The sequence below is a fragment of the Candidatus Paceibacterota bacterium genome, assembly GCA_035452965.1.
GTDB lineage: Bacteria > Verrucomicrobiota > Verrucomicrobiia > Limisphaerales > UBA8199 > UBA8199.
The window spans coordinates 131,962-156,874 of the sequence record DAOTCE010000005.1; the positions used below are offsets into that span (position 1 = coordinate 131,962).

Below are 24,913 nucleotides of genomic sequence, written 5' to 3' on the forward strand. Positions count from 1 at the left end.
TAAATTCGCCTGTTCGCGGTTCGGATGTGGTTATATCTTAATTAGTTGAGTCTTATGAGTATAACGCAGAATTCATTCGGCACGCTGCAGAGTTTCGACATGGGCAACGGACAACAGGGCTGGCTGCACGCGCTGCCGGCACTGGAGCGGGCGGGTGTCGGTGCGGTGTCCCGGCTGCCAGTGTCCATCCGGATGGTGCTGGAGTCGGTGCTGCGCAATTGCGATGGCAACAGGGTCACACCGCAGAACGTGCGAGCGCTGGCGAATTGGAAGCCTAACGCCCCGCGCACGGAGGAGATTCCCTTCGTGGTCGCCCGCATTGTGCTGCAGGATTTTACCGGTGTGCCGTTGCTGGTGGATCTGGCGGCTATGCGGTCGGCAGTGGCGCGGCTGGGTCGCGATCCCAGGATGATCGAGCCGCTTGTGCCGGTGGACCTGGTGGTGGATCACTCGGTGCAGGTGGATGTTTACGGGACGCCGGATGCCTTGGCCCGGAACCTCGAACTTGAGTTCAAACGGAACCGCGAGCGTTACCAGTTTTTGAAGTGGGGCATGCAGGCCTTCGACACGTTCAAAGTGGTGCCGCCGGGCATCGGGATCGTGCACCAGGTCAACCTGGAATACCTCGCCAAGGGTGTTCTTTCCGGTCCGTGCAACATCGAACGCCAGTCAGCCCAACTCTACTATCCTGATACGCTGGTGGGCACCGACTCCCACACTACCATGATCAATGGCCTCGGCATTGTGGGCTGGGGCGTCGGCGGAATTGAGGCCGAAGCGGGCATGCTCGGACAGCCGGTCTGTTTCCTTACGCCGGACGTGGTGGGCGTGCATTTGATAGGCGAACTGCGCGAAGGCGTGACGGCAACCGACCTGGCTTTGACCGTGACCGAAATGCTGCGGAAAGCCAAAGTCGTGGGCAAATTTGTGGAATACTTCGGAACCGGCGCGGCGGCGCTACCGGTGGTGGACCGGGCTACCATCGCGAACATGGCGCCCGAGTACGGTGCGACCATGGGGTTCTTCCCCATAGATGAGGAGTGCGTGAATTACCTGCGCGCTACCGGTCGGAGCGAAGAGCATTGCCGAGCGTATGAAAACTACTACCGCGCGCAGGGGATGTTCGGCATGCCGAAGCGGGGACAAATTTGGTATTCAGTCGAACTCGAACTGGACTTGGGGACAGTGGTGCCGAGCGTGGCGGGGCCGAAGCGCCCGCAGGACCGCATTGAGCTTCCGAATTTGAAGCGGGAGTTTGCCGCAGCGCTCGTCCGCCCGGCCACGGAGAATGGCTTCGGCAAGGAGCCTGAGGCGAGCAGCGGCCAAGGCAACGGCCAAATCGGGCACGGCAGCGTAGTGATTGCGGCGATCACGAGCTGCACGAATACCAGCAATCCCTCCGTGATGCTGGCGGCCGGACTTCTGGCCAAGAAGGTCGTGGAACGCGGCTTGCGCGTCAGCCCCTTGGTGAAAACATCACTGGCACCCGGCTCGCGAGTGGTGAGCGACTATCTCAGCCAGACCGGCCTGCAGAAGTATTTCGACCAATTGGGTTTTGGCCTCGCTGGCTACGGTTGCACGACCTGCATTGGCAATTCCGGTCCGCTGCCGGAGCCAGTAGATGAAGCCATCGCGAAACACGACTGGATTACGGCCTCCGTGTTGTCCGGCAATCGCAACTTTGAGGCGCGCATCCATCAGAGCGTCAAAGCCAATTTCCTGATGTCGCCGCCGCTGGTGGTAGCGTTCGCCGTGGCGGGCCGAGTGGATATTGACCTTACACGGGAACCACTCGGTATAGGCGGAGACGGTCGCGAGGTCTATCTGAAGGAGGTTTGGCCGACATTACAGGAGGTGCGCGACCTGATGCATGCGGCGCTCAAACCTGAAGTGTTCCGCCGGCTGTACCGGGACTTTGCCGAGCAGAACCCCAAGTGGAATGAGATTCCCGCGGCTACCGGCAAGGTGTATCAATGGGATGGCGACAGCACCTATATCCAGGAACCGCCGTTCCTGGCGGAGTTCAAGTTGCAGCCGGGGCCAATCCGAGGAATTCAAGCTGCGCGCGCGCTGGCAATATTCGGCGATAGCGTGACGACCGACCATATTTCTCCTGCCGGTAGCATCAAGAAAGGGTCCCCGGCGGGTCGCTACCTGATGGAACGTGGCGTTGCCGTGGAGGACTTCAACAGCTACGGCTCGCGGCGGGGCAATGATCGTGTGATGACCCGCGGGACGTTTGCCAACTTGCGTCTGAAGAACATGATGGTGCCGGGGACCGAAGGCGGGGTGACCAAACACCAACCAACCGGCGACGTCCTGAGCATCTTCGAAGCTGCGGAGAGGTACGCGGAGCAGGGCACCCCCCTGATCGTGCTGGCCGGACAGGAATACGGCACGGGCAGTTCGCGCGACTGGGCGGCCAAGGGAACCGCGCTGCTGGGGGTCAGAGCTGTGGTCGCGCAGAGTTTTGAGCGCATTCACCGCTCGAACCTGGTCGGCATGGGGGTGCTTCCCTTGCAGTTCAAGGAGGGTGTGAATCCTAAAACCTTAAAGCTCGAGGGCACAGAGACCTTCGCAGTGCTGGGTCTGGGGGAGAACCTCGAGCCCCAACAGCAGTTAGACTTGCGTCTGACGAGAGAGAACGGCCAGGCCGAGACAGTGCCGGTGACCTGCCGCATTGAAACGCCAATTGAAGTTGACTACTATCGGCATGGTGGGATTCTGCCCTACATCCTGCGGCGGTTGGTTGGGGGGCCGGGGCAGTCTCCCTGAGGGTGTGACCGGGCAGTCGGTCTCCTGGCGTGAACCGCTCTGCGCCCCCACGCGTCTCCCATCGTGCCCGCCGTCCGGGCAGGTTACCTCGGCGCGGGTGCGGTTCGGTAGAGGTCGTCCTCAGTTGCGGCGTTGCTGTCTTCCCAGACCTTGTTCGGCCCGGCAGAGCGGATCATGACTTCATTGTCGGAGAAGTAGAACCGAAAGGGCGTGCCCCACGGATCGAGTATCTCACCTTTGTCGTTCATGTCGCTCTTGCGCACGGCCAGGATGAGCACCTTCCTGTCACTTCGACCGAGTAACGCCTTGGCAATGGACGGATTGTTGCCCGAAGGGTAACTGCCCACAAACTCCCGGTATTGCTGAATGCCCAGAATCAGGTTATCCGCGTCGGAATTGAACTTGGCAGTCTTTGGATCAACCTGTCTCGATGTCCAGGCTTTAGCCACCCACAAGACACCCCCGACACCCAGCACTACTAGAGCGATAACAATTGCCTTTTTCATAGAATCTCAGTCGTCAGCCTACTATTCAGGCTGGCTGAGGTGAGGTGTAGCAGGAGGAGTGCCGGTACTGGCGCGCACGATAAGCTCGGCGGGCAGCCGCTTCGATTCGCTGCGACGGCCTTGCAGCATTTCGTGCATGGCGTTCACCGCGGCCCGGCCAAGGCGGAACTTGGGCTGGCGCGTCGTTGTCAATGGCACGCGAAAATGCGCACCCAGCAGGATATTCCCGAAGCCGGCGACCGATATATCCTCGGGAATCCTGAGACCGTGGCTCAACAGCGCCTCCGCACAGCCAACCGCAACCACGTCGTTCACCGCCTGAACGGCTGTGGCGTCGGCGGATTCACTCATCATTTGCGTGGCCGCTTTCGCGCCGTCCTCGATCGTGCGCCCCGCTTGAAAGACCAGCCTATCATCCAGGTCGATGCCAGCTTCGTGCAAGGCACGACGATAACCTTCCAGGCGTTCTCGGGTCCACGGCGTGGTATGGGGGCCGGCGAGAAATGCGATTCGCGTGTGTCCGAGCTTGAGCAAATGCTGTGTAACGGCGTAGCTGGCCAACAGGTCGTCCGTCTCGATGTTGACGAACCGGTTGCAGAAAGGCGCGGTGTGCCCAAGTAACACGGTAGGAACCTGACGGATCAACAACTCCTGATAAATCCGCGCCTCAGTTGCTATCCGATACACTGGAGAGATGAAAAGGCCATCCACCCGCCGGGACAGAAATCGGCGAATGCACGCCTCTTCACGTTCCGGGATGTTCAGTGTGTGTGCGAGCAAGACATCGTAACCCAGCGCGTGGGCTCCCTCCTCGATAGCCAGCACTACGCGCGAATATATCGGGTTAGTCATTGAGGAGACAATCAGCCCAAACAACTTTGTTCGCCGTGTGCGCAGCCCCTGGGCGGTCGAGTCGGGCAAATAGCCCATTTGCTGGGCCAGCAATTTGATGCGAGTTTTAGTCGCGGCCGAAACATCGGGCTTGTCCCGCAGGGCCTTGGACACGGTGATCACCGCGACGCCGGCTTGATTGGCGATGTCGCTAAGCCGTATCACAGATTGGCTCCTCGCCAATGCAGTTTGCACCGCAAGGTCTCACAAAATGAACTCCCCGCCAGGTGCATCAGGCGCACGGTTCGTTGACTGCGGTGAATCATGATCCGGTCCCCGGCAGCCAGCTCCTGAATCACCTCGCCATCCGCGCTCAGAATTGTAGCCGGCCTGGGGCTGATGGCTGTCACCGAAATCGCCGCATTTAGTGGCAGGATCAGCGAACGATTCGACAAGGTGTGAGGGCAAATCGGGGTGAGGGCAAAAACGTCCGCCGTGGGAAACACCACCGCCCCGCCGGCGGCTAGCGAATATGCGGTGGAACCCGTGGGTGAACTGATAATTAGCCCGTCGCACCGGTACCGCGTTAACGGATCGCCGTCTACGCTCACATCGAGTTCGATCAAGCGGGAGGCAACACCGCGACCGATGACGATGTCGTTCAAAGCCGTTCGGTCCACTCGGCCTCCGCTGCAGCGCCCAGTCGCGTGGATCAGGGCGCGGGCCTCGAACTTGAACTTGCCGCTCCAAATGCACTTGAGTGCTTCCGGCAGGTTCGCGGAGGGGACAGCCGTTAGGAAGCCCAATCCACCCAGGTTGACACCGAGAATGGGGGTGCGCGAGCCGGCGATTTCATGGGCTACTCGCAGCATTGTCCCATCCCCACCAAACACGATCAGGAGGTCCACTTGGCGTGTGAGTGTGGCGGTGTCGGCGCACACCACAGCCTTCATGCGGGCAAATTGGTTGGTGGCGGCGTTGCTGTACACTTGCCGGCCGGCGGCGGCAATCAGACGGGCCGCCCGCCTTACCGCCTCGCCGGCAGAAGCCTTCTCAGAGTTTCCTATGAGTCCCACCCGTTTGATCTTTTCAGCCAACGTCTTCAATCAACGCCAGGAATTCCTTATTGCCGGCTGGCCCTAGCAGTGGTGATTCCGTCACGCCTGCCCATCGTAAGCCCAACCGGCCGACTACGAACAACTCCAACTCGCGCAGCACGCGCCGGTGGATGGCCGGATCCCGAATCACACCCCGGCCCCTTCCCGTCTCGGCCTTGCCGGCTTCGAACTGCGGTTTGATTAACGCGAGGATTCTACCGCCCGAACGGAGCAATGCAACGCTGGCCGGCAGAATCTTTTGCAGCGAAATGAAGGAACAATCTATCACTACTAGATCTGCCCCCCCAAAAGGGGCGGGGAAGCTCTTGGGCGTGAGCTGGCGCGCGTTGACTTTCTCCATCACCACCACGCGGGCATCGTTGCGCAATTTCCAGGCAAGCTGGCCCTGGCCCACGTCCACTGCGTACACCTTTGCAGCCCTTCGCTGCAGCAGGCAGTCGGTGAAGCCTCCGGTCGAGGCCCCGAGGTCTACGGCGGTCACGCCGCAAACATCGAGTGCAAAGTGATTCAGAGCATGCTCAAGCTTGAAACCACCTCGGCTTACGAACCTCTCTGCTGCCAGCACGATGAGCTTGTCTCCGGCTTTGACTGGATCGCTGGCTTTGCGCGCCACACGATCGTTAATCCTCACGTGGCCCGCCATTACCGCGCGCTTGGCTCGCTCGCGGCTCTCACACAGCCCGCGTTCGACCAGCGCCTGATCCAGACGATCCATTGCTGGAGTATGCTAAAGCAGACCCTCGGGAAGCGAGATTAAAGCCGCAGCAGATGAGCGATGGCTGGGGCGTGAGGATCCTGGGTCACGAAGAGGGGTCTTGGTTCCTGCTGGAACCTCGGGGGCAGGGCAGGGCTTCGCTAGGAGAGGGGGATACTTGATTGACTATTCTTCCTTAGCAGCGCTGGAGTAGGCCTTGCTTTGAGCTTCGCGGAAGCTGTGCAGGAAAAGGGTATTATCGGCGACGGCCTTTTCAATCAGCTGCTTGAGCAGGAACGATTCCGATGTGTTAATGACGGCGTGAACGCTGTGCTGGAACGCTTGCAGCGGCGTGAATGTCTGAAAGGAGTCGCCGAATAGAATGACAGTGGCGTGGCGGCGCTGGCTCATCGGCATGTTCTGCAGCGCCTGCAGGGTCAGATTCTCGGAGGGATTGTTGGCCGCGAATAGTTCCTCAAGGATGACAACTTGATAGCGGATCTGGTTGAAACGAATGAGGAAGTCGCTATGGGTGGCGGCTGTGTGGACCTTGTAACCAAGTTCGGTCAGGGCCGTCTTGGCGGCTTCCAGCCATTCCGGGGTCGAGAAAGCCAAGAGGGCGGGCTTGTCGCTTGTGCCAATGAAATCGAATTTGCTGGACATAAATTACTTGAGTTTGAGTGCTGCCGGGAGTGGCGACCCGCCCGACTTGGCTCCGTCCTGAAACGCCTTCATGCGCAATGAATGCATATTGTGTGTCGCCTCGCCCCGACTCTTTTTGATGTTGTCAATTCCGCGCGTGACCGGTCCGCGCTTTGTGCAGTAGAGAAGCGCTGTCTCCTCGGTGATCTTGCCCTGCTCATAGGCTTCGAGGGCCGAGTAATCGAACGTGCGCCAACCGAAAGGCTGGCTGGCTTCGATGATCTCGTAGAAGCTCTTGCCTTCGCTCTCTCCGAGACGGATGCTTTCTTGCGTGCGTAGATTGGAGGCCATGATCTCCAGCAGGGCATATCGGCCGCCGCCCACTTTGGGAACCAGTCGCTGGCTGACGACCCAGCGCAACGTGTCCGCCAGTCGCGCGCGGAGTTGTTCTTGCTCCTCCGTTTCGAACATGCCAAGAATACGATTGATGGTTTGGCCGGCATCTACCGTGTGCAAAGTGCTTAACACGAGATGGCCTGTCTCGGCGGCGCTCAAGGCGATTTTGATGGTCTCCCGGTCGCGCATTTCCCCAACCAGGATGACCTTGGGCGCTTGGCGCAGGGCGGCGCGCAGGCCGTGCGAGAAGCTCTCGAAGTCGCTCCCCAACTCGCGCTGATTGAACGTGGCAACGTTTTGGGGGTGGACGAATTCAATCGGGTCTTCGAGGGTAATGATGTGAACGGGCCGGGTGTGACTGATTTCGTTAAGCACTGCGGCCAGCGTAGTGGATTTGCCGGATCCGGTTGCTCCGGTCACCAGCACGAGTCCGGTCTTTTCGCGAGGAATCTGCCGGATAATCTCCGGGAAATTGAGCCATTCAAGGGTTGGAATGGTAGTGTTGAGCTTGCGCAACACGATGGAGTAATTGCCGCGCTGGGAGAATATGCTGATACGGAACCGCGCTTTGTCGGTAAGCGTATAGGCGGTGTCGCATGACCCTCGGTGCAGCAAGTCGCTGAGGTGCCACATATTGTCGCCGATCAAATTCAGCGCGACCGTCTCGGTTTGGAAGGGGGTGAGTCCTTGAATTGGCGGGTCGCAAGTTACTGGCTTCAACTCGCCAAACGACTCGACCTGCAGGGGCTTGTCAACCGTGAAGAGCAAGTCGGACACTTCCGGCTGGGAGTCCAGCATCGTGGACATTATTTGGTCAAGCTCGGGGCGGCGCATAAATCAAATTTCGTCTTCGTCGGGCGGATGGGGTAAGAACATCCGGAACTTCTTCTTGTCAACTGACTTGTCGTAGGCCTCCTCAGGCGAAATGCGTTTCATCCGGAGGTGCTCCATGATCGCATCGTCCAGTGGCTGGTTGCCAATCTTCTTTCCAACCTGGATCATGCCGGGAATCTGGTGGGTCTTGCCTTCGCGCACCAAGTTGGCAATGGCCGTGGTGAAGACCAGAATCTCGAGCGCCGCCACCCGGCCCTTCTTGTCAATACGCTTGAAGAGATTCTGTGCGACCACCCCTTTGAGCGCTTCTGAAAGCGTTGCTCGAATCTTGTTTTGTTGCTCGGCAGGAAAGACGTCGATCATGCGATCTACTGTCTTGGCCGCACTGGGCGTATGGAGGGTGCCGAAGACCAGGTGACCAGTGCTGGCTGCCACCAGCGCCAACTCGATCGTCTCCAGATCGCGCAATTCGCCGACCAGGATGATGTCCGGGTCCTCGCGTAACGCACCACGGAGGGCAGACGCGAATGACCTCGTGTGGACACCAACCTCGCGGTGGTTAACCAGGCAGTTCTTGCTCTCGTGAACGAATTCGATCGGATCCTCGACCGTGATGACGTGGTCGCGGCGGTTTTTGTTGGCATAGTCAACCATGGCTGCGAGGGTCGTGGATTTGCCGGAGCCAGTAGGCCCGGTAACCACGATCAGCCCCCGGTGCAGCATGCAGAATTTCTTCAGCACGCTGGGTAGTGGCGCGTCGAACTTCTCAAAGTCCTCAAAGGAGAGAACTTTGGTCGGAATCTGGCGGAATACCGCTCCGATGCCGTACTTCTGGTTGTAGAAATTGGCACGGAAACGGGAGATGTGGGGAATCTCGTAACCGAAGTCTACGTCACCGGTCTCCTCGAATACTTTGATCTTGTACTCCGGCGCGATTTCATAGAGCAGCTTCTTCAGCTCGTCGTTCTCGAGCGGCGGATGGTCCACGCGATGCAACTCGCCATTAACGCGGAGCATGGGATTGTTGCCCGACGAAAGGTGGAGGTCCGAAGCTTTTTGCTCGAACATCAAATTAAAGAATGCATCGATTTTCGCCATAATAGTCCGTATGGTCAGGACCTCTGTTAGCTAAATCCGCACCATATTCTGAAGATTGAGCAACGCTGCTAAAAAGATTGCAGAAGAGATAAGGGAGCAGGGTGCGATAACCTTCGCCCGCTTCATGGAACTCGCTCTCTATTGTCCAAATTGTGGATATTATGAGAAGGAAGAGGACATAATTGGAGGCCGAGGCGATTACTACACCAGCGTGAGTGTGGCCAGCCTGTTTGGTGAATTGCTGGCATACCAGTTTGCCGATTGGCTCGAAGGCTGCCAGCCATCAAGGCCAAGGCGTGGTGGCTGGGGAATGGCACGGGAGGTCATTCGGATTGTAGAGGCAGGCGCGCACGGTGGGAGGCTGGCCGGCGACATTCTCACCTGGATAATGCAAAACAGGCCGGCATTGAGCGGGCAATTACAGTACTGGATCCTGGAGCCTTCCGACCGGCGGCGTGCCTGGCAACGGCAAAATCTGGCTGCATTCGGTGACCGAGTGCGTTGGGCAACCAATTTCGCTGAGTTAGCAGGTGTGGTGAATCGGCCGAAAGGACTTCGGACTCCCGAGGGGATCCGTGGAGTGATCTTCTCCAATGAGCTGCTGGATGCCATGCCCATACACCGGCTGTCGTGGGATGCGAAAACGCGGATGTGGTTTGAATGGGGTGTGAAGCTCCAGTCGGGGGGGTTCGTTTGGACACGAATGCTGGGTGAGGATGTGCGAAGCGAGAATCCGGCATCCCATGCCACCTCTCTCACAGCGCGGTTGGGATCAGCAATTGAGAATGAACTATTGAAGACGCTGTCCGACGGATTTACCGTCGAAGTGTGCCCGGCAGCGGAGCATTGGTGGCGCGAGGCAGCGAATGCTCTGGGATGCGGCAAATTGCTCGCGATTGATTACGGTCTGACCGCGGAGGAGTTCTTTGTGCCAGCGAGGAAGGATGGGACGTTGCGGGCGTATCATCGCCATGGGCTGAACAGCGATGTGCTTGCCTGTCCGGGCGCGCAGGACATCACGGCCCACGTTAACTTCACGGCCATTCAGGCCGCCGGAGAAGCAGCTGGTTTGAAGACAGACGCTTTTCTCACTCAGGCGCAATTCCTGACTGGCATTGCGGCTCGGGTCTGGAAGGCCGGGGACGCTCCCGAGGAGTGGTCTTCGGAGAGGTCCCGTCAATTTCAAACCCTGACGCATCCGGAGCATCTGGGCAGGTCGTTTCGAGTGTTGGTGCAATCACGGATGTAGTGGTTGCGGGCAGTCGCGGATTGGGGTTTCTTCCGGCTGTTGAACCATGTGATTTCACGCGAAAAGTGTCTGCAGCTCGTAATTGACAATAGTAAGGCAGCAAAGAGCCGCGGTTTCAGTGCGCAAAACCCGCGGGCCAAGTGTGATCGCCAAGGCGCCCTGAGACTTGATTGTCCGCGATTCGGCGGGGGTGAAATCGCCCTCCGGGCCGATCCAGACACAAACTGACCCGGGCATTCGTCTGTGCCTAGTGTGAAAGGCTTGGAAGTACGCTCGCGCCAGGCGACTTCCGCTTTCCAGAGAGGCAATTAGAGGCAGCTCGATGTTCTCTTTCCGAGCGAGGAACTGGTCTGGGGTCATCGGCAGCTCGATCTCTGGCAGCCAGGCAAATCCGCATTGCTTGATGGCTTCCCGGGCGATCAGGCGCCACTTCCCCACCTTGAGTGCCCCGTCTTGCTCGCCGATTTGCGCCACGACTCTTTCGGAGAGCAACGGAACGATACGCGATACTCCCAACTCCGTTGCTTTCTGGATGATTGTTTCCATAGCTCTGCCTTTAGGTACCGCTTGAAGCAGAGTGATCCGGCTGGCCGGAGCGGGATGGTCAAGTGTTTCAACGACGGTCAGCCGGGTTCTGTCGTGGTCAGTAGCCTCCACTTCGCACAGCAACTCATGGCCCTCGCCATCCAACACCGTGACCTGGTCTGCACGGCGGACACGCAACACGTGAAGCGCGTGGTGGGCCTCGGCACCGGTCAGCAGAACGCTCCTGCCCTGGCATTGATCTGGCGGAAGGTAAAAACGATGCATTGGAATTGGTGGCGCGCTGTCTCCGAGCGTGTCGGCGTTCCAGCGCTCTGTCACCCAGGCGCGTTCATCGGAACATCTTCTTGGCCTTTTCGAAGAAGCTCTGGCTTAGAGGATTTTCTTTGCCGGTGCACAGATCGCCGAATTCCTGGAGTTTGGCCTTTTGGGCGGATGACAAATGAGTTGGCACTTCAACGGTTATCCGGACGTGCAGGTCGCCGGAACCATAGCCCTGCACATTCTTGACGCCTCTGCCCTTTACACGAAACAACGCCCCCGGCTGGGTGCCCGGTGGAATCCTGATGGTAGCCGCGCTGTCGAGCGTGGGGACCTCAATCTCCGCCCCAAGTGCCGCCTGCACAAAGCTTACCGGCACTTCACACAGCAAATCGTCGCCGTCCCTCTGGAATATGGAGTGAGGCTGGACGTGGAGCACGACATATAAATCTCCCGGCGGTCCCCCGCGAAAGCCGGCCTCGCCGTTGCCGGCAGACCGCAGCCGCGAACCGGTGTCCACACCGGCCGGAATGCGCAGTTTGATCTTGGAAGAGCGTTCGTGCCGTCCCTCGCCGCGGCAAACTTTGCAGGGCTTCTCCAGAACCCGGCCGGCGCCCTGGCAACGCGGGCAGGTCTGGGCGATGCTGAGGAACCCGCGGGCGTTGACGACCTGGCCGCGACCGCCGCAACTCTGGCACGCCCGGATGCGCGATCCCGCCTCAGCGCCCGAGCCCTGGCAGGCGTCGCAAGCCTCGGCCTTGCTGATCGAAATCTCCTTCTCACAGCCTCGGGCCGCCTCTTCGAACGCAATCTCCATGTCGTAGCGGAGGTCATTGCCCCGCTGAGGCTGTGTCGGATCCGGGCGTCCGCCGCCAAATAGGTCCTCGAAGATCCCGCCGCCGCCAAACACCTCGCGGAAGATCTCAAAGGGATCGTGGAATCCCCCTCCGCCGTAAGCGCCGGCGCGGCGATCGAACGCTGCGTGGCCATGCTGATCGTACAGCGCGCGTTTCTGCGGATCACTCAGGATTTCATAAGCTTCGCCGAGTTCCTTAAACCTCTCCTCGGCTGTTTTGTCACCCGGGTTCTTGTCCGGATGGTACTTAACTGCGGACCTGCGGTACGCCTTCTTGATTTCATCGGCGTCCGCGGTTCGCTCGACGCCGAGAACCTCGTAGCAATCGCGTTTGGCCATGGCTCAGGCGGTGGGTTGCTTGGACACCACCACGCTGGCGGGGCGCAAAAGCCGGCCGCGGTATCTGTAACCTTTGCGAAGCTGCTGCACGACCTGGCCTTCGGGCGCCTCGGACGTTTCCTTTTGTGAGATTGCCTCGTGCAGATGCGGGTCGAACGCTTTGCCCAATGCGTCCACCTCTTCCAAACCGGCCTCAGCCAGCACCGTCTTGAACTGTTGGTTAATCATGCTGACCCCCTCGTAGAGAGATTGGCCGGCCTCAGGTGCGGCCGTTTGGGCTGCCGCCAGGGCAATGTCGAAATTCTCCAACACCGGCAGCAGCTTCTGAAGCAATGCTTCGTTGGCATATTTGATCGCCTCCTGCTTGTCGCGGGCGGCGCGCTTCTTGAAATTCTCAAAATCCGCACTGGTGCGCAGAAGGCGATCCCAGTGCTCATCCGCCTTGGCCGCGCGTTCCTTCAGTTCGCTCAATTGCTCCGGGGTCACCGTGGCCGGCTCAACCGGCACGAGTGGCTCCGTTGCCGGGAGCGGATCGTCCGCTCCAGGCTGTTTCTCAGTGTGCATGTTGGTTCGTTTCATAGAAGTTGGCTACTCAATTGCCAAATTCAATGGTGTCAGAATAGACGAAAGGGTGCCGTCGGGCAACTTGCTTATGCCGGCGTGCCTTGCGCCCCGTCAACCGGTGCTCGATTGGGGGTTGGCCGGGCTGAAAAGGGGTTCCGGATGAGGCCCCAATCGCGGTGCTATCTGGGCTCGATCACTCGCTTGAATTCGGGCAGTTGGCGGAGCGATGCCAGCCGCGGGTCTTCCATGACTTTGGTGCGCAAATCAAGCGCCTTGGGGTCCTGTTTCAGCCTGCGGTCGCTCAGTTCCAGGGCATGGCGAAGCGCCGGAATAGCCTGCTGGGGCTTGCCCATAATCGCCTTGAAGGCGGCTGAGTCGTACCACACCTCCGGTTTGTCTGGCGACAATACTGTCAACCGGTCGAGGGCGGTTTCCAGCTTTGGGTAGTTGGTGAGGGTCGCGTAATGCTGGGCTGCCTCCAGCACGGCGTTGGCAGTTGCCTTGGGGTGCTCGAGCACTCGGTCCAGAGCCTGCACCGCTGCATCGGGCATCTCCAGGCGCTGATACCCTTCGGCAAGGCCAATGGCCGCGGCGAAATCAGTCGGGGACGCGCGCACTTGTGCTTCAAGCCGCGTGACTGTCCGGCGCAGTCCGTTGGTATTTCCGAAGCTTGCGTAGGCCTGGAGCAGGGCGCGGAACGCGTCCGTTTCGGCATGGGGATGGTTCAGCACCCGGTCCAGCACCTCAGCCGTCCGGTCAGGCTGATGCGCCTGGAGGTAGGCCGCCGCCAAGTTAAAAGCCGCCTGGAAGTTGGTCGGGTTCTCGTTCGCTGCCTGCTCCAACTGCTCCAGGGTTAGTTGCTTGGGGTTGACCACCGCCTGCCGCTTGCTGATCTCTTTTAGGTTTTTCACCACGTCAGCAACCTGCTGGTTGTAGGGATCGAGCTTCTGGCAGGTCATGGCGATCAGCAGCGCGTCGTCCACCCGCTGCTGGCCGAGCAGCAGGTTCACGTAATGGAACACTGCTTCCGGGCTGTACGGACAGAAGGCGACCGCCTGCCGAAAGGCGAAATCCGCTTCCTTGATCATTCGTTGCCGGACGGTTGGGTCCTGATTCTCCGGGTCGTTAATGCGCCAGGCGTAAACGCCGGCAATTGCGCTGCGCAATTTGGAAAAGGACTTCTGCGCCTGGTCGTCGCGGAGGAATTTCCGGTCTCCTTTGAAGCCTCGCAAGTTGCGGCGCAGATACACCTTCTCCACAAACGCCGCGATCTCCTCGACGCTGGTGTCGTAGGTGATCCAGTTGCCGATCAGGCGCTGCGAATACTGCGCCCAGAACTCGTGGTCTCGCCGGACTATCTCCTCAGACAATTCTCGCAGCGGCTGGCGGTTGATCTTCATAATGATGCCGTAAGGCATCAGGTGCCGATACATCCATTTAAGCGGCAGGCTCTCCTCGACGAAGAACTCATGCTTCGGATTCCGGTCGAAGATCACCTTTGCCAGGAGGGCGTTGATGCTCATGATTGAGACCTGGCCGGAAACCTGCACCTTGTCTCCGACGCGTTTCACGCCCTCACCGGGTTCGAGCTGATCAAGCTCCAGCCGACGCGCGGCGTCCGAGAGGTAGTCAGTGTAACAGCGATCCGAATCCTCAGGTGTGGGAATGTAGATTTCGCGGTCGGGGTAGATCCCGCCCATACTGCGGGCGATCTCTTTGGGGTAAGCCGCCTCCAGCAGCAGCCGATTGAGCCGGATTCGCGTCCAGCTCTGCGGATTCTCCTTGATGAAGTCGGTCAGGTATTTCGACAGCGCCACGTCTTTGAACCGGTCCGGCTCGAAGAGCGGGCCGCTCCTGGACAACTCGGCGATCGCAGCTCGGAGTTGGTCCAGCCGCCGGTGCAGGTTTTCGGACTTGCTGCCGTCCGCGATCTGCTGCTCCACGGAGGTCTTCTCCCGCTGTTGGGCATCCAGGACCTCCCTGACATTCAATTCCCGCTCCAGCAAACGGTTTAGGTCTTGGGCCAGGCTCGAGCGCAAACTTGCCTCGCCGCCCGGGGTTGCCAGCAGGCGCTGGGTTTTGGGGCTGAGGTTGTCGTAAAGGTACTTGGATAGCGGGTCCTGTTGCGGTTTGGGGCGCAGCTTCGACGCCAAAGTGGATAGGTTAATGAAGTCCTTGTCCCCGAACCAAGAAGTGTAAACGCGCCGATGCTTCTCCACCCGGGCGCCCAGGTCGGAGAAGAAACGATCCAGCGGTGCCACTGTCCGGGCGAGCCAATTCGTCCGGTAGTTCTGCTTACGCTCCTCGGCCGGCCGGAGAAGTTCCTGGAAGAAGGGGGGATCAATCTGGGTGCTGCGGTTGTACTGGGCGCGGATGTAACACTGGTAAGTGCTGTCAGCCAGGGCGTTCTGGGTGATGATGTAGACATCGCGGCGGTCGAAGTTCTGGTCCTGTTTGGGCTGGCACGCGTGTGGAATGAAGCTCTCGCAGAAAATCATGTAGGTGGGGCAGAAACGGCCGGGATCCGTGCCGCCAAACAGCACGGCATCCCTGGTCATTTCCGGGTAAAGCGGCTTGCCTTCGGCGCTTTTAAACGGCGGGGTAAACATGTCGTGGCCGAACCAGTAACCGAACCAGTGATTGCGTTGTTCGTTATCGGACCAGTGGGTGAGGATGGGGTAGAGGGGCATTAGCGCGAAGACTGCGAGAGTGATGCCCAACGGCGCCCGCTGGCGATATAATAGAACCGCAACCAGATACGCCAACGCCAGGCCGATCAGGATTAGACCCGCGTAAACCGGCAGCCCGTACTGGTCCTTGTTCGTGAATGTGCTGCCGACAAGGGACAACAGAGCCGCCAGCCCAATGCTTGATCCTTCGCCGAAGTAGGTGTTCTCTGTCAGTTCAGCGAGCGAGTAGATCGCCAACGCGACGGCTACTCCCCCTCCCGTCAGCGCCCAGCGGCGGAATTGCTGGTAATGCGTCGCCATGAAAGCGGCCACCAGGGTAAGACCGTAGCCGACGAACAGGGCCACCAGCGTGTGTGAAGCAGTGAAGAAAGTGCGGTTAAGCTCGCGGGCGGCGCGGTCGGGAGACGGATTGAGCAGAATAAGCAGTAGCACCCCCAGGCAGAGGTAGATGGAGGCCAGGCCGATCAGCCAGGCGCGCTCCCGGCGCCTCATCTTGGGGAAGAACAAAAAGGGCACCAGCGCCAGGAATACATAGACCCAGTTGAATTCGTCCACGATGCCCTGACCCATGCTGGCCAACTGCGCGGCGAAGACCAGGGGCTGATGGAAAACGTCGCTTGGATTGGCTCTTTCGTACTGGCCTCGCGAGAAGGCGTGGATGAAGCCCTCCACTGTTCGCGGGTAACCCCATTGCATGGGCGGGTTGGTCATGCCTGCCAGCGGCATGTAGAAGTAGAACGCGGCTCCGAGCAGCCAGGCGACGCCGCAGAGAATGACCACCCACCACTCCCGTCCCAGCTTGCGCGTCAGCCAGGCCAGCCACAAGAACACCGCCAGCAGCGCCAAGGCGAGGGCTACTCCTATTGCCTGACCGCCCAGCGCGCCCGCGGCCGCCATCAAACACCCCGCAAGCAGCAGGTCGCGGCCGAGCTCAAGCCTGCGCTCGCGCGCCGTTGTGCCGGCGCCGGCGCTGGTGAGGTAAGTAAACCACAAATAGGCCAGGATGGAGCAGATCCCGACGGCATTGAAGATGGTGAACACCGCGGGGTTGTGCTCGAGGCCAGTCAGAATGTGTCGCTTGGTCAAAAGCAGACCGCACAAATAGACAATGCTGTTGCCCAGGAAGAAACTTCGGCCCAAGCGGAAGTCGGCAGCCGCTACGGTGATCTCGATGCCAATAGCGGCGACGATCAAGGTCTGATGGTTGGTAAAACAAAGGCCGTGGAAGAAGAGGGCGTAGTACAGGTAACGCCGTTGGTGGGGCGCGTAGATCCAGCGCAGCAGACAGACCAGGACGACCATCAGCGACGCGACGCTGAAGGCATAGACTTCCACGATTACCGACTGGCTCCACATGAAGCCGTTGTAGCCGATCAGCATGCCGGCCACGAAGCCCGAGACCATGCAGATCGCGTTCTCCCAACGCCCCGCCATCGCCTTGAGTTCCTCGATGCCTTCCACCAGGAGACTGCCGCCCCGCGACACCAGCAGGCCGAGCAGCCCCGCAGCGAGAGCGCCGCCGGTGGCTTCGGCCAGCGCCACGCGCCAGGCGATATTCTTGAACGGTAATAACACCGTCCACAGCCAGGTGTAGAGCGTCCAGAAAGGATAGCCGGGGGGGTGGGGAATCCCGGCGTAATACGACCCCGTGGCCAGTTCGCCCGAATCCTCGAGCGTCAACTCGGGAGCCAGCGTCAGGTAATATCCAATCCAGACCCCGGCAAAAGTGATCAGGCAAGTTAGCCAATCAATGCGGCGGAAGAGTGGCGGTGGGGTGGCTGGACTCCCGGAGGCCGCAGATAGTGATGTGGAGGCGCTCAAGGTCGGCAGTCAACATTCCGCAGCCAGGCACCGGCTTTCTTGCTTCGTGAGAAGGCGTTGGCGGGCAGGTTGTTCCGTTCGGCCTGGACGCCGCCGGGCAGGTAGGCCGCGGCGCTTTGGTTGCTTAGGATCATCGCAACCATGGGCCCGGGGCTGGCCGAACCAGATAGAGTCGGCCCGTAGCGCTGGTTGAACACCACGCACAACAGCATCAGTCCCGCCGTTGCCGGCGCCAGCCAGCTGAACCGGAATGGAAGCAGCGCCTCATCAGCCGCGGGGCCGGCCGCAAACAGCCGCCGCTCAAGCCCCGCTGAGGGGGGGCGCGGCGTCCACGAGAACAATCGTGTCTCCAATTCGTCCATCTCGTTCATCAAGTGCTCCTTTCAAATGCTGTCTCAACTTCTGCAGGCCATAGCGGTAGCGGCCTGCCGCTGTATTGGGCGAGATCTCCAGCAGCTCGCCGATCTCTTCAAAGGTGTGCGCGTGCCAAACCTTCAGGACGATGACTTCCCGCTGTTCCTGTGGCAGCATGGACAGCCCTCGCATCGCTGCCCGTTCGGCCAGGCTATCCCCAGGTGACCGCTCGAACCAGCGGCGCGACTCCAGCTCGCGTGTCAGCCGCCGCCATAGTCCGCGCCGGTAGTTCATGGCCCGGTTGCGGAAACTCCGCACGCAATAGCGCTCCGGCAACTCAGGCGCCTGCGAGCGTTGCATCAAGGCGACGAAGGTCTCCTGCAGGACATCCTCGGCCTCTCCATGTGAAAGGCCCAGCGCCCGTCCGTACAGAATAAGCTCGGACGCTTTCGCGCGATATAACGTTTCGCACCACCCGGCTGGTTCAGCGACGCTCACAAGTTCACCCCAATAGACAATAAGAATCCAAAATCTGTATAAATTTCTTTAGGACGCGAAAGCTATGCGGCGCGGGGGAATGTGGAAAGCCAGGAATCAACGGCTTCTTTTGGCTCTTCGCGGACTTCCGGAGGATCCCGATGGCGATTCGTCGCTTCGCAATCCCAATCTTACCTCCGGTACCCCCGCCGGACAGGCGACAACGCCGTTGCGGCGGCTGCGCACCCAGGCGTTGGCTTGTGGATGGTTTGTTAGTGCCGTGGTGCTACGGTGTGTATCCCATGGGGAGCGCTCCCCATGGGATACACACCGTAGCAGCAGCGTGCCGCCACCGTAACCCCAAGCCCAGGGTGCCGGGGTCAGCGGGGACTGGAAAAGGCAGGTCGGCAGCATCACTGTCCAAAAAATGGACAGTGCACGGGCCAGGAATTGGGAGGGCCCATCCAATTCCGGCTGGGGAGCAGTATTACCATTTAATTGCCCTAGACCGTAAGAGGATTTCTCCTGACAATCCAAGCATGATCTCGCGAGTCAGGTCCGAGCAGCTGTTTGCCGAGGCGCTGAAGTATATGCCCGGTGGGGTGAACTCGCCAGTGCGGGCGTTTCGGGCGGTGAGCGGCCAGCCGTTCTTCGTCAACCGGGCCAAGAGGGCGCGAGTGTGGGACGTGGACGGTAACGAATACTTGGATTACGTCGGCACCTGGGGGCCGGCGATCCTCGGACACTCGCATCCCAGGATTATCGTTGCGGTGCGGGCGGCGGCGCTGGACGGGACGAGCTTCGGGATACCGAACCCATTCGAGGTGCAGTTGGCAAAGATGATCTGCGCGTGGGTGCCGAGCGTGCGGAAGGTGCGGATGTGCAATTCCGGAACCGAAGCTTGCATGTCAGCCATCCGCCTGGCTCGTGGGTTTACCCAACGGGATAAGATCATCAAGTTTGACGGGTGCTATCATGGGCACGCGGATTCGCTATTGGTGAAGGCCGGGTCGGGCGCGCTCACATTCGGCAATCCCGACAGCGCCGGGGTGCCAGCGTCCTTCACGCAGCACACGATTGTGCTGCCGTTTAATGACCCTGAGGCGGTCAAGGCGGCGTTTGCGGCTAATAAAGGGCAGGTGGCGGGGATCATCGTGGAGCCCGTGCCGGGCAACGCCGGATTATATCTGCCGAAGCCGGGCTATTTGGAGTTTCTACGCGACGTCACGGCAGCGAACAGCGCGCTGCTAATTTTCGACGAGGTGATGACAGGCTTTCGGCTGGCCAGGGGTGGCGCGCAAGAGCGCTTCGGCATCACGCCGGACCTAAGCTGCTTCGGGAAGGTGATCGGGGGCGGCCTGCCGGTGGGGGCGTTCGGCGGGCGCGCTGAGATCATGGACTGCCTCGCGCCGATGGGGCCGGTGTATCAGGCGGGAACGTTGAGCGGGAACCCGCTGGCAATGGCGGCGGGCATCGCGGCGCTGGAAGAGCTGGCCGCGAGCGACGCCTACACAAAGCTGGAACAGCTCGGCTCCGCGCTCGAAGCCGGAATGGGCGAAGCTGCGAAATCCGCCGGCGTGCCAGTGCATTTCAGCCGCTGCGGCTCCATGTTCTGCGGCTACTTCGCGAGCGAGCCGGTACATAACGTCGCCGAAGCAATGAAGAGCGACCGGGCGCGCTTCGCGAAGTACTTTCACGGAATGCTGGCGGAGGGAATCTACCTGGCGCCGTCGCAGTTCGAGGCGGGCTTCCTCTCGACGGCGCACACCGCGGCGGACATCGAGCGAACGGTGGCCGCGGCGGCCCGGGTGATGAAGACGCTTTAGCTTACGTATCGGCTCAGACTACATTGAACACATGCGCATCCTTGCGATTGACCACGGCAGCCGGCGTATCGGCATCGCCGTCAGCGACGAGCTGAAGATGATTGCCCAGCCGCTGGAGTTTATCCCCGCGGAGCCGTTTGCCGGTTTTCTGGGGCGGCTCCAGGAGTTGCTGCGGGAAAAGGAGGTGGAGCTGATCCTCGTCGGCCTGCCGCGCAACATGGACGGCAGCTTCGGGCCGGCCGCGCAGAAGGTGCAAGAGTTTGTCGCCGCTCTAAAGGGCAGCGTCACTGTGCCGATCAAGACGTGGGATGAGCGGCTGACTTCGGTCCAGGCTAACCGCATCCTGATCCAGGGCAACGTGCGGCGCGACAAGCGCAAGGAGAAGGTGGACAAGATGGCCGCGGCGATCCTGCTGCAAAGTTACCTGGATGGCCGGGCCGCCTGACCGTTTGTGGATACGCTGAAGTTCAAGCTGACCATTGCCTACGACGGCACCGCCTACGCAGGTTGGCAGGTGCAGAAGATCGGCACGGGGGTGCAGGAGAAGATTGAGGCGGCGCTGGCCCGGCTGTTTCCAAGCCGCCCGCGCGTGCACAGTTCCAGCCGCACCGATACGGGAGTGCATGCACTGGGCATGGTGGCGCATTTCGAGGCTCCGCGCGCGGAGTGCCGGATGTCCCCGCGCAAGCTGGCGTTGGCGCTCAATGCCTGGCTGCCCGAAGATATTCGCGTGGTTGTCGCGGCCCGCTCGCGGCGCGGCTTTCACGCGCGCTTCGACGCGTCGGGCAAGCAGTATCGCTACTTTGTGTGGAACCACCCGGCGATGAATCCCCTCCTGCGACATACGGCTTGGCACGTGCCCCGTCCCCTCAACTTGCGGGCGATCCGAGCCGCGGCGGCGGTGTTTGTGGGCCGCCACGACTTTCAGTCTTTCGCCGCAAATCCTGGTTACAAGAAGGCCTCCACCGTCCGCACCCTGACGCGGTGCGAACTCAAACGGCAGGGGCAGCGCCTGACCATTGTCATCGAGGGCGACGGATTTCTTTACAAAATGTGCCGCGGCATCGTCGGAACGCTGGTGCAAGCGGGATTGGGCAAATTCGCGGCGGATGAGGTGCGCCGGATGCTTGCCAGGCGGGATCGGCGGGTGGCGGGCATGACCGCACCGGCGCATGGGCTGGTGCTTTGGAAGGTGTTGTATCGGAAAGGACAGGGGAGAGGGGCGGCCGGCAAGTCCAGGGCACCGGGCTCCGAACAAGCAGGTGGCCAGAGCCTCGTTGGGTCGGCTGCCACTTGATCCATGCAGATCGTTCTGCTCGAACCGGAAATCCCGCCTAACACGGGCAATGTGGCGCGGCTGTGCGCGGCCACCAGAAGCGCGCTGCATCTGATCGAGCCGTTCGGATTCAAGCTGGACGACGCGCAACTTCGGCGCGCCGGCATGGATTACTGGCGGCAAGTCCAGTGGCGGCGATGGCAGAGCTGGGCGGCCTTTCAACAGACACTACCACAGGGGGCGCGGCTGTGGTTTATTGAGTCAGACGGGCCGCGGCTCTACACGGAAGCCAGCTTCGCGTCGGATGACTACCTCGTCTTCGGTCGGGAGACCGCCGGTCTGCCGAAGAGACTCCTGCAGGAAAACCTCAGCGGCTGGTTGCGCATTCCCATGTTTCACACCCAGGCCCGGTCGCTGAACCTCTCCAATTGCGTGGCGCTGGTGTTGTTTGAGGCCTTGCGCCAGCAGGGATTCAAGGGTGAGGTCTGACTGGGGCTCAGGCTGCCTCCTCAGAGCTTCGCTTCAGCATCCCGGATCAGCGCCATCACTTGTTCTGGCTGGTCGGCAGCTAACAGGGCTTGCCGCAGTCTGGCATCGCGAAGCAGGCGGGTAAGGCGGGCTAGGATTGTCAGGTGCTGGGTGACCGTGGGGGCGACCAGCAAGAAGAACAGCCGCGCGGGAACGCTGTCAATGGCGTCGTAGGGGATACCCCGCGGGTGCCGGCCAAAGGCCACCATCGGCTGATCCGTCAGGCCTACCAGCGCGTTGCGCGCGTGGGGGAGGGCGATACCATCGCCTATGCCGGTACTGTGCAGTTGCTCGCGCTCGCGGAGGGCGCGCAACAGTGTCTGGCGGGCCTCGGGCCGTTTGGCGAGCTGCGGAATCTGGTCCACCAACTCGCTGAGCACGGAGTCACGGTCCGGACTTTGCAGGTCCAGGTTAATGGTGGCCGGCGACAGCAAATTGCTAAGGACGACCGAATTGGGACTTGTCATAAGCGGCCAATATTACGTCGGCCAGTGCGGAAACAGAAGCAAATGTTCGCTCGCACTGCGGTGGTGACGCGTTGACCGCGGTCGGTTGAGAGGGTCCGGGCTTGTTTATGGGCCGGTGACGATGCGGAGATTGCCCGGTGGCGCCGGTCGGGAGACGGCGGGCGCTTGCGGTTTGTCAAGCGCGTCATACAGGGTCCAGGCTTTGGCGATGTCGCCGCTTTCCAGAGCGTCGAGCGCCGCGGTTTTGACCTGCTGTCCCTCGAGCGGCGGGCGGTATCGGCCCCACTCGCTTTGCAGGAACCTGTAGTCCACTACAGCGGTGCGAAGCTCGTGCGCGAGTTGCGCTGCGCGTGGCTGTGGGTTGTCGGAAAGACTCCGCGCCACCTCGGCAATGACACCTGCGGGCACTTCGAACTTGCCGGCCAGGATCTCTGTTTCCCGGGCGGAGAGCTGAGGGAAACGAGTGATGTCAGTCTTAACGGTGCCGCCTACCTCAAGTGTGGTTTCGCTCGTCACGGTGATGGGGGCCAGTTGTGCCTGGCGGGCAAATGCCTGGTAACGCCGCATCTGGTGGCCTTGAGGCTCATTGGAGTGTGTCCGGACTTGTGCCGGTTCGCCATTCGATTGGTCAGTAGGGAGAGCCTCGGCTGCTCGGGCAGCTGGCGGGCTGCAGAGCAGAAATGTGCACACCATAGGACTGCAAAAAGCCGCCAGGGCCAGGGGAATGTCTCGGCTCATATTGAGTTTAGCGGCTCCTCGCCGCCTCGAGATGACTGCTTGGTTCGATTTCGGTATCTTCATGTCTGCCTTTGGGGGCCAGTCGCGCACCGAAAGGCCGCGATTAACCGTGCCCAACCCGCGCTCTTACAGTGTCGAACCATCCGCTGGGACCGTCAATCCGCAGTAGTGCGGACGCGGGTGTCGGGTTGTTTCCCGCAGGTCGAAAGGGAGGCGAAGTCTACGGCGCCCGGTGTTCGAGCGCCTTTAGGAAGGCGATCGCATCGCCTGAGCCGCTGCTGGCCGCGCGGCGCATCCATTCCATGCCCAGCTTTTCGTCCTTGCCGGTGCCTTTGCCCTCCAAATACGCCTTGGCCAGGAGATATTGCATGTACGGGTTGCTGTCAGTGGCCCGGGCTTTGCGCGCCTCGAATTCGGCTTTGGCTGCGGAGTCCGCCGGTGGCTGACTTAGCGACGTGACCAGGTTCCGACAGGCCGCCGCGACGCGCTCCAGCACGGTCGTTTCCTCCTTGTTGAGAGACACGTTTTCGTAAGCGTTGACGGTCTCAAACACGCCGCCCGACGAGAAGGTTTTGAGGCCTTCCCTGACCAAGAGGGCATTCGTGCCCGAGCCATCGGATGCCCCGCGGCCGAAGTTCATCACGAACATGGTGGATTGATTGTCCTGGATTAGCGCGTCGCCGTTGGTGTCGCACCGTAGCACCTTGTAAGCGGGGACGACGCGCAGGGGCCTGTTCAGAGTCGGGGTGAAATTCTGGTTCGTGGTGGAGAAAGGCAGGAGCAGCTTTTTCTGCCAGGTCTCGCCAATGCCGCACGCGGCGATGAGCCTGGCAGCGAGGGCATGCCTTGTTTCCTGATTGGTCAGGGCCACATACTGTGACCTGGCTGCTTTCATGGCTTCCAAGTGCTGGGCTTGGGTCTCATTCCTGGGCTGGAAGTAGAGCGCGCCATTATAGCTGAACCACCAGGCTGGACTGTAAACCGAGGCAAGGCACTCCACAAAGTGCTTCTGCTCGCGAAGCATCTGGCTGTTCAAGCCGTTTGCCGCGGGACCGCCGTTGGTGGCCTGGGCCGCGATCCCGAGGTTCAGGACCAGGCAGCCGGCGACCGCGAGCACTTGCTTCTTCATCCTGCCCGTAAGTTAGGCATGAGGTTGGCGCTGTCAATGCCGCCGGGCGTCTTGGGCAGCATTCGCAGCTCCGGCAACCCGGGCTTCCGTTGGGCCCGCGGCCGGCGCGGAGGAAGCGTGTATAAACAGGGAAACACCCGCTTGTGTTCCGCTCATATTCAGCCTGGCGGCGCGGAACCACCGCGAATGTGTGGGTTGGGGGGCCCCGGTCTTGTGAAACCGCTGACTTCGTCTCAGTTCACTGGGAATTGAGCAACAGGCGCTCGATTTCCGCATAAGTGTTAACGACGTGGGTAGCGTGGCGTAATTCGCCGGCTGGGTGGGTATTGGCGATGGCAATCACCGTCATGCCCGCGGCGAGGCCTGCGGCAATCCCGGGCTTGGAGTCCTCGATGACGCAGCAGGCTTGTGGCGGCATTTTGAGTAGCTCGGCTGCGCGGAGGAAAATGTCCGGAGCCGGTTTGCCGACCAGGACATCCAGGCAGGTAACAACCGCGGAGAAGAAGCGGCCCAGTTGCTTGAGTTTCAGGACCTCCTCAACTACCGGCCCTTCGGAGCCAGATGCCAACGCCAGCGTGTACCGGGCGGCGAGTTGTTCGAGCAGCTTCGTTACGCCGTCAAACACCGGCTGCTCGCGGCGGATAATCTCGATCATGACTTGCCGTTTCCGAACGAGCAGGTCTTCCGGCGACTGCGGTGCCTTTTGCCGGGCGACGAAGTCCACCCAAAACTCCTGGTCGGACCGCCCGATGTAGTCGGCAAAGTTGATAGCGAGCTTGTCGCCGTAGCCGATTTCCCGCGCCACGTCGAGGAACGCGCGTTCGTGGAGCGGCTCGCTGTCCACGATTACGCCGTCCATGTCGAAGATAACAGCCTGGACTTGTTGCATACGAGGTCGCGG

At 60.6% G+C, this 24,913-nt stretch carries 23 protein-coding genes; 6 read left to right on the top strand and 17 right to left on the bottom strand.

Annotation, left to right across the window (positions count from 1 at the left end; all coding sequences use genetic code 11):
• Nucleotides 1-54 precede the first annotated feature (54 nt).
• Nucleotides 55-2,775: an aconitate hydratase AcnA gene (gene acnA, locus P5205_06845; GenBank protein HSA10074.1), complete on the top strand. Its 2,721-nt coding sequence runs from the start codon at nucleotides 55-57 to the stop codon at nucleotides 2,773-2,775.
• An 83-nt stretch (nucleotides 2,776-2,858) separates the two neighbouring features.
• Here the strand turns inward: acnA and P5205_06850 are convergent, their stop codons facing one another.
• The 7 genes from P5205_06850 to P5205_06880 form a co-directional block, all read right to left on the bottom strand.
• Nucleotides 2,859-3,281 (bottom strand): hypothetical protein, encoded by a 423-nt coding sequence (locus P5205_06850; protein HSA10075.1) that lies wholly within the window; start codon nucleotides 3,279-3,281, stop codon nucleotides 2,859-2,861.
• A gap of 21 nt (nucleotides 3,282-3,302) precedes the next feature.
• Nucleotides 3,303-4,337: a LacI family DNA-binding transcriptional regulator gene (locus P5205_06855; GenBank protein HSA10076.1), complete on the bottom strand. Its 1,035-nt coding sequence runs from the start codon at nucleotides 4,335-4,337 to the stop codon at nucleotides 3,303-3,305.
• Nucleotides 4,334-5,218, bottom strand: coding sequence for an NAD(+)/NADH kinase (locus tag P5205_06860; GenBank protein ID HSA10077.1), 885 nt, complete (start codon nucleotides 5,216-5,218; stop codon nucleotides 4,334-4,336). Before P5205_06860 ends, P5205_06855 begins: the two co-directional genes overlap by 4 nt.
• Entirely contained in the window at nucleotides 5,202-5,945 is a 744-nt protein-coding gene (locus P5205_06865) for a TlyA family RNA methyltransferase (protein ID HSA10078.1), read from the bottom strand. The genes P5205_06860 and P5205_06865 overlap by 17 nt, the downstream gene beginning before the upstream one ends.
• Nucleotides 5,946-6,110: 165 nt before the next feature.
• On the bottom strand, nucleotides 6,111-6,587 hold the full coding sequence (locus P5205_06870; protein ID HSA10079.1) for a hypothetical protein: 477 nt from the start codon (nucleotides 6,585-6,587) through the stop codon (nucleotides 6,111-6,113).
• A gap of 3 nt (nucleotides 6,588-6,590) precedes the next feature.
• Nucleotides 6,591-7,796, bottom strand: coding sequence for a PilT/PilU family type 4a pilus ATPase (locus P5205_06875; protein HSA10080.1), 1,206 nt, complete (start codon nucleotides 7,794-7,796; stop codon nucleotides 6,591-6,593).
• 3 nt (nucleotides 7,797-7,799) lie between these two features.
• Nucleotides 7,800-8,894, bottom strand: coding sequence for a type IV pilus twitching motility protein PilT (locus tag P5205_06880; GenBank protein HSA10081.1), 1,095 nt, complete (start codon nucleotides 8,892-8,894; stop codon nucleotides 7,800-7,802).
• 310 nt (nucleotides 8,895-9,204) lie between these two features.
• Between P5205_06880 and P5205_06885 the strand changes: the two genes are divergently transcribed.
• On the top strand, nucleotides 9,205-10,143 hold the full coding sequence (locus tag P5205_06885; protein HSA10082.1) for an SAM-dependent methyltransferase: 939 nt from the start codon (nucleotides 9,205-9,207) through the stop codon (nucleotides 10,141-10,143).
• 54 nt (nucleotides 10,144-10,197) lie between these two features.
• Here P5205_06885 and P5205_06890 read toward each other — a convergent pair whose 3' ends face one another.
• From P5205_06890 to P5205_06915, 6 genes are all read right to left on the bottom strand, one after another.
• Nucleotides 10,198-10,953: an RsmE family RNA methyltransferase gene (locus tag P5205_06890; protein ID HSA10083.1), complete on the bottom strand. Its 756-nt coding sequence runs from the start codon at nucleotides 10,951-10,953 to the stop codon at nucleotides 10,198-10,200.
• A gap of 64 nt (nucleotides 10,954-11,017) precedes the next feature.
• The gene (dnaJ, locus tag P5205_06895) at nucleotides 11,018-12,142 is read right to left on the bottom strand and encodes a molecular chaperone DnaJ (protein ID HSA10084.1); all 1,125 of its coding nucleotides are present in this window, start codon (nucleotides 12,140-12,142) and stop codon (nucleotides 11,018-11,020) included.
• A gap of 3 nt (nucleotides 12,143-12,145) precedes the next feature.
• The gene (gene grpE / locus P5205_06900) at nucleotides 12,146-12,721 is read right to left on the bottom strand and encodes a nucleotide exchange factor GrpE (GenBank protein ID HSA10085.1); all 576 of its coding nucleotides are present in this window, start codon (nucleotides 12,719-12,721) and stop codon (nucleotides 12,146-12,148) included.
• A gap of 164 nt (nucleotides 12,722-12,885) precedes the next feature.
• Nucleotides 12,886-17,217, bottom strand: coding sequence for a DUF2723 domain-containing protein (locus tag P5205_06905; protein ID HSA10086.1), 4,332 nt, complete (start codon nucleotides 17,215-17,217; stop codon nucleotides 12,886-12,888).
• Nucleotides 17,214-17,588, bottom strand: a complete 375-nt coding sequence (locus P5205_06910; GenBank protein HSA10087.1) for a hypothetical protein — start codon at nucleotides 17,586-17,588, stop codon at nucleotides 17,214-17,216. Before P5205_06910 ends, P5205_06905 begins: the two co-directional genes overlap by 4 nt.
• Nucleotides 17,518-18,069 carry a sigma-70 family RNA polymerase sigma factor gene (locus P5205_06915; GenBank protein ID HSA10088.1) on the bottom strand — a complete coding sequence of 184 codons (552 nt, stop codon included), beginning with the start codon at nucleotides 18,067-18,069 and terminating at the stop codon, nucleotides 17,518-17,520. The genes P5205_06910 and P5205_06915 overlap by 71 nt, the downstream gene beginning before the upstream one ends.
• Nucleotides 18,070-18,587: 518 nt before the next feature.
• On the opposite strand from P5205_06915, the gene hemL reads away from it, so the two are divergent.
• Genes hemL through P5205_06935 form a run of 4 tightly spaced genes read left to right on the top strand, consistent with a single transcriptional unit; the run spans nucleotide 18,588 to nucleotide 21,639 of the window.
• Entirely contained in the window at nucleotides 18,588-19,874 is a 1,287-nt protein-coding gene (gene hemL, locus P5205_06920) for a glutamate-1-semialdehyde 2,1-aminomutase (protein HSA10089.1), read from the top strand.
• A 31-nt stretch (nucleotides 19,875-19,905) separates the two neighbouring features.
• On the top strand, nucleotides 19,906-20,319 hold the full coding sequence (gene ruvX / locus P5205_06925; GenBank protein HSA10090.1) for a Holliday junction resolvase RuvX: 414 nt from the start codon (nucleotides 19,906-19,908) through the stop codon (nucleotides 20,317-20,319).
• A gap of 6 nt (nucleotides 20,320-20,325) precedes the next feature.
• Nucleotides 20,326-21,171, top strand: a complete 846-nt coding sequence (gene truA / locus P5205_06930) for a tRNA pseudouridine(38-40) synthase TruA (protein ID HSA10091.1) — start codon at nucleotides 20,326-20,328, stop codon at nucleotides 21,169-21,171.
• Between the two features lie 3 nt (nucleotides 21,172-21,174).
• Nucleotides 21,175-21,639, top strand: a complete 465-nt coding sequence (locus tag P5205_06935) for a tRNA (cytidine(34)-2'-O)-methyltransferase (GenBank protein HSA10092.1) — start codon at nucleotides 21,175-21,177, stop codon at nucleotides 21,637-21,639.
• Between the two features lie 20 nt (nucleotides 21,640-21,659).
• Here P5205_06935 and P5205_06940 read toward each other — a convergent pair whose 3' ends face one another.
• The 4 genes from P5205_06940 to P5205_06955 all read right to left on the bottom strand — a co-directional run bounded on the left by P5205_06940 (nucleotide 21,660) and on the right by P5205_06955 (nucleotide 24,901).
• Nucleotides 21,660-22,145, bottom strand: coding sequence for a PTS sugar transporter subunit IIA (locus P5205_06940; protein HSA10093.1), 486 nt, complete (start codon nucleotides 22,143-22,145; stop codon nucleotides 21,660-21,662).
• Nucleotides 22,146-22,250: 105 nt separating this feature from the next.
• Nucleotides 22,251-22,712 carry a hypothetical protein gene (locus P5205_06945; GenBank protein ID HSA10094.1) on the bottom strand — a complete coding sequence of 154 codons (462 nt, stop codon included), beginning with the start codon at nucleotides 22,710-22,712 and terminating at the stop codon, nucleotides 22,251-22,253.
• Nucleotides 22,713-23,103: 391 nt separating this feature from the next.
• Nucleotides 23,104-24,012, bottom strand: coding sequence for an SEL1-like repeat protein (locus tag P5205_06950; protein HSA10095.1), 909 nt, complete (start codon nucleotides 24,010-24,012; stop codon nucleotides 23,104-23,106).
• A 238-nt stretch (nucleotides 24,013-24,250) separates the two neighbouring features.
• Nucleotides 24,251-24,901, bottom strand: a complete 651-nt coding sequence (locus tag P5205_06955) for an HAD family phosphatase (protein HSA10096.1) — start codon at nucleotides 24,899-24,901, stop codon at nucleotides 24,251-24,253.
• Nucleotides 24,902-24,913 lie beyond the last annotated feature (12 nt).

Coding starts and splice junctions, on each gene's coding strand:
- P5205_06850 (HSA10075.1), bottom strand. CDS start 3,281: ATGAAAAAGGCAATTGTTATCGCTCTAGTAGTGCTGGGTGTCGGGGGT.
- P5205_06890 (HSA10083.1), bottom strand. CDS start 10,953: ATGCATCGTTTTTACCTTCCGCCAGATCAATGCCAGGGCAGGAGCGTT.
- grpE (HSA10085.1), bottom strand. CDS start 12,721: ATGAAACGAACCAACATGCACACTGAGAAACAGCCTGGAGCGGACGAT.
- P5205_06910 (HSA10087.1), bottom strand. CDS start 17,588: ATGAACGAGATGGACGAATTGGAGACACGATTGTTCTCGTGGACGCCG.
- P5205_06875 (HSA10080.1), bottom strand. CDS start 7,796: ATGCGCCGCCCCGAGCTTGACCAAATAATGTCCACGATGCTGGACTCC.
- hemL (HSA10089.1), top strand. CDS start 18,588: ATGATCTCGCGAGTCAGGTCCGAGCAGCTGTTTGCCGAGGCGCTGAAG.
- P5205_06955 (HSA10096.1), bottom strand. CDS start 24,901: ATGCAACAAGTCCAGGCTGTTATCTTCGACATGGACGGCGTAATCGTG.
- dnaJ (HSA10084.1), bottom strand. CDS start 12,142: ATGGCCAAACGCGATTGCTACGAGGTTCTCGGCGTCGAGCGAACCGCG.
- P5205_06935 (HSA10092.1), top strand. CDS start 21,175: ATGCAGATCGTTCTGCTCGAACCGGAAATCCCGCCTAACACGGGCAAT.
- P5205_06870 (HSA10079.1), bottom strand. CDS start 6,587: ATGTCCAGCAAATTCGATTTCATTGGCACAAGCGACAAGCCCGCCCTC.
- P5205_06945 (HSA10094.1), bottom strand. CDS start 22,712: ATGCGGCGTTACCAGGCATTTGCCCGCCAGGCACAACTGGCCCCCATC.
- acnA (HSA10074.1), top strand. CDS start 55: ATGAGTATAACGCAGAATTCATTCGGCACGCTGCAGAGTTTCGACATG.
- P5205_06880 (HSA10081.1), bottom strand. CDS start 8,894: ATGGCGAAAATCGATGCATTCTTTAATTTGATGTTCGAGCAAAAAGCT.
- P5205_06865 (HSA10078.1), bottom strand. CDS start 5,945: ATGGATCGTCTGGATCAGGCGCTGGTCGAACGCGGGCTGTGTGAGAGC.
- P5205_06885 (HSA10082.1), top strand. CDS start 9,205: ATGGCACGGGAGGTCATTCGGATTGTAGAGGCAGGCGCGCACGGTGGG.
- P5205_06950 (HSA10095.1), bottom strand. CDS start 24,012: ATGAAGAAGCAAGTGCTCGCGGTCGCCGGCTGCCTGGTCCTGAACCTC.
- P5205_06940 (HSA10093.1), bottom strand. CDS start 22,145: ATGACAAGTCCCAATTCGGTCGTCCTTAGCAATTTGCTGTCGCCGGCC.
- ruvX (HSA10090.1), top strand. CDS start 19,906: ATGCGCATCCTTGCGATTGACCACGGCAGCCGGCGTATCGGCATCGCC.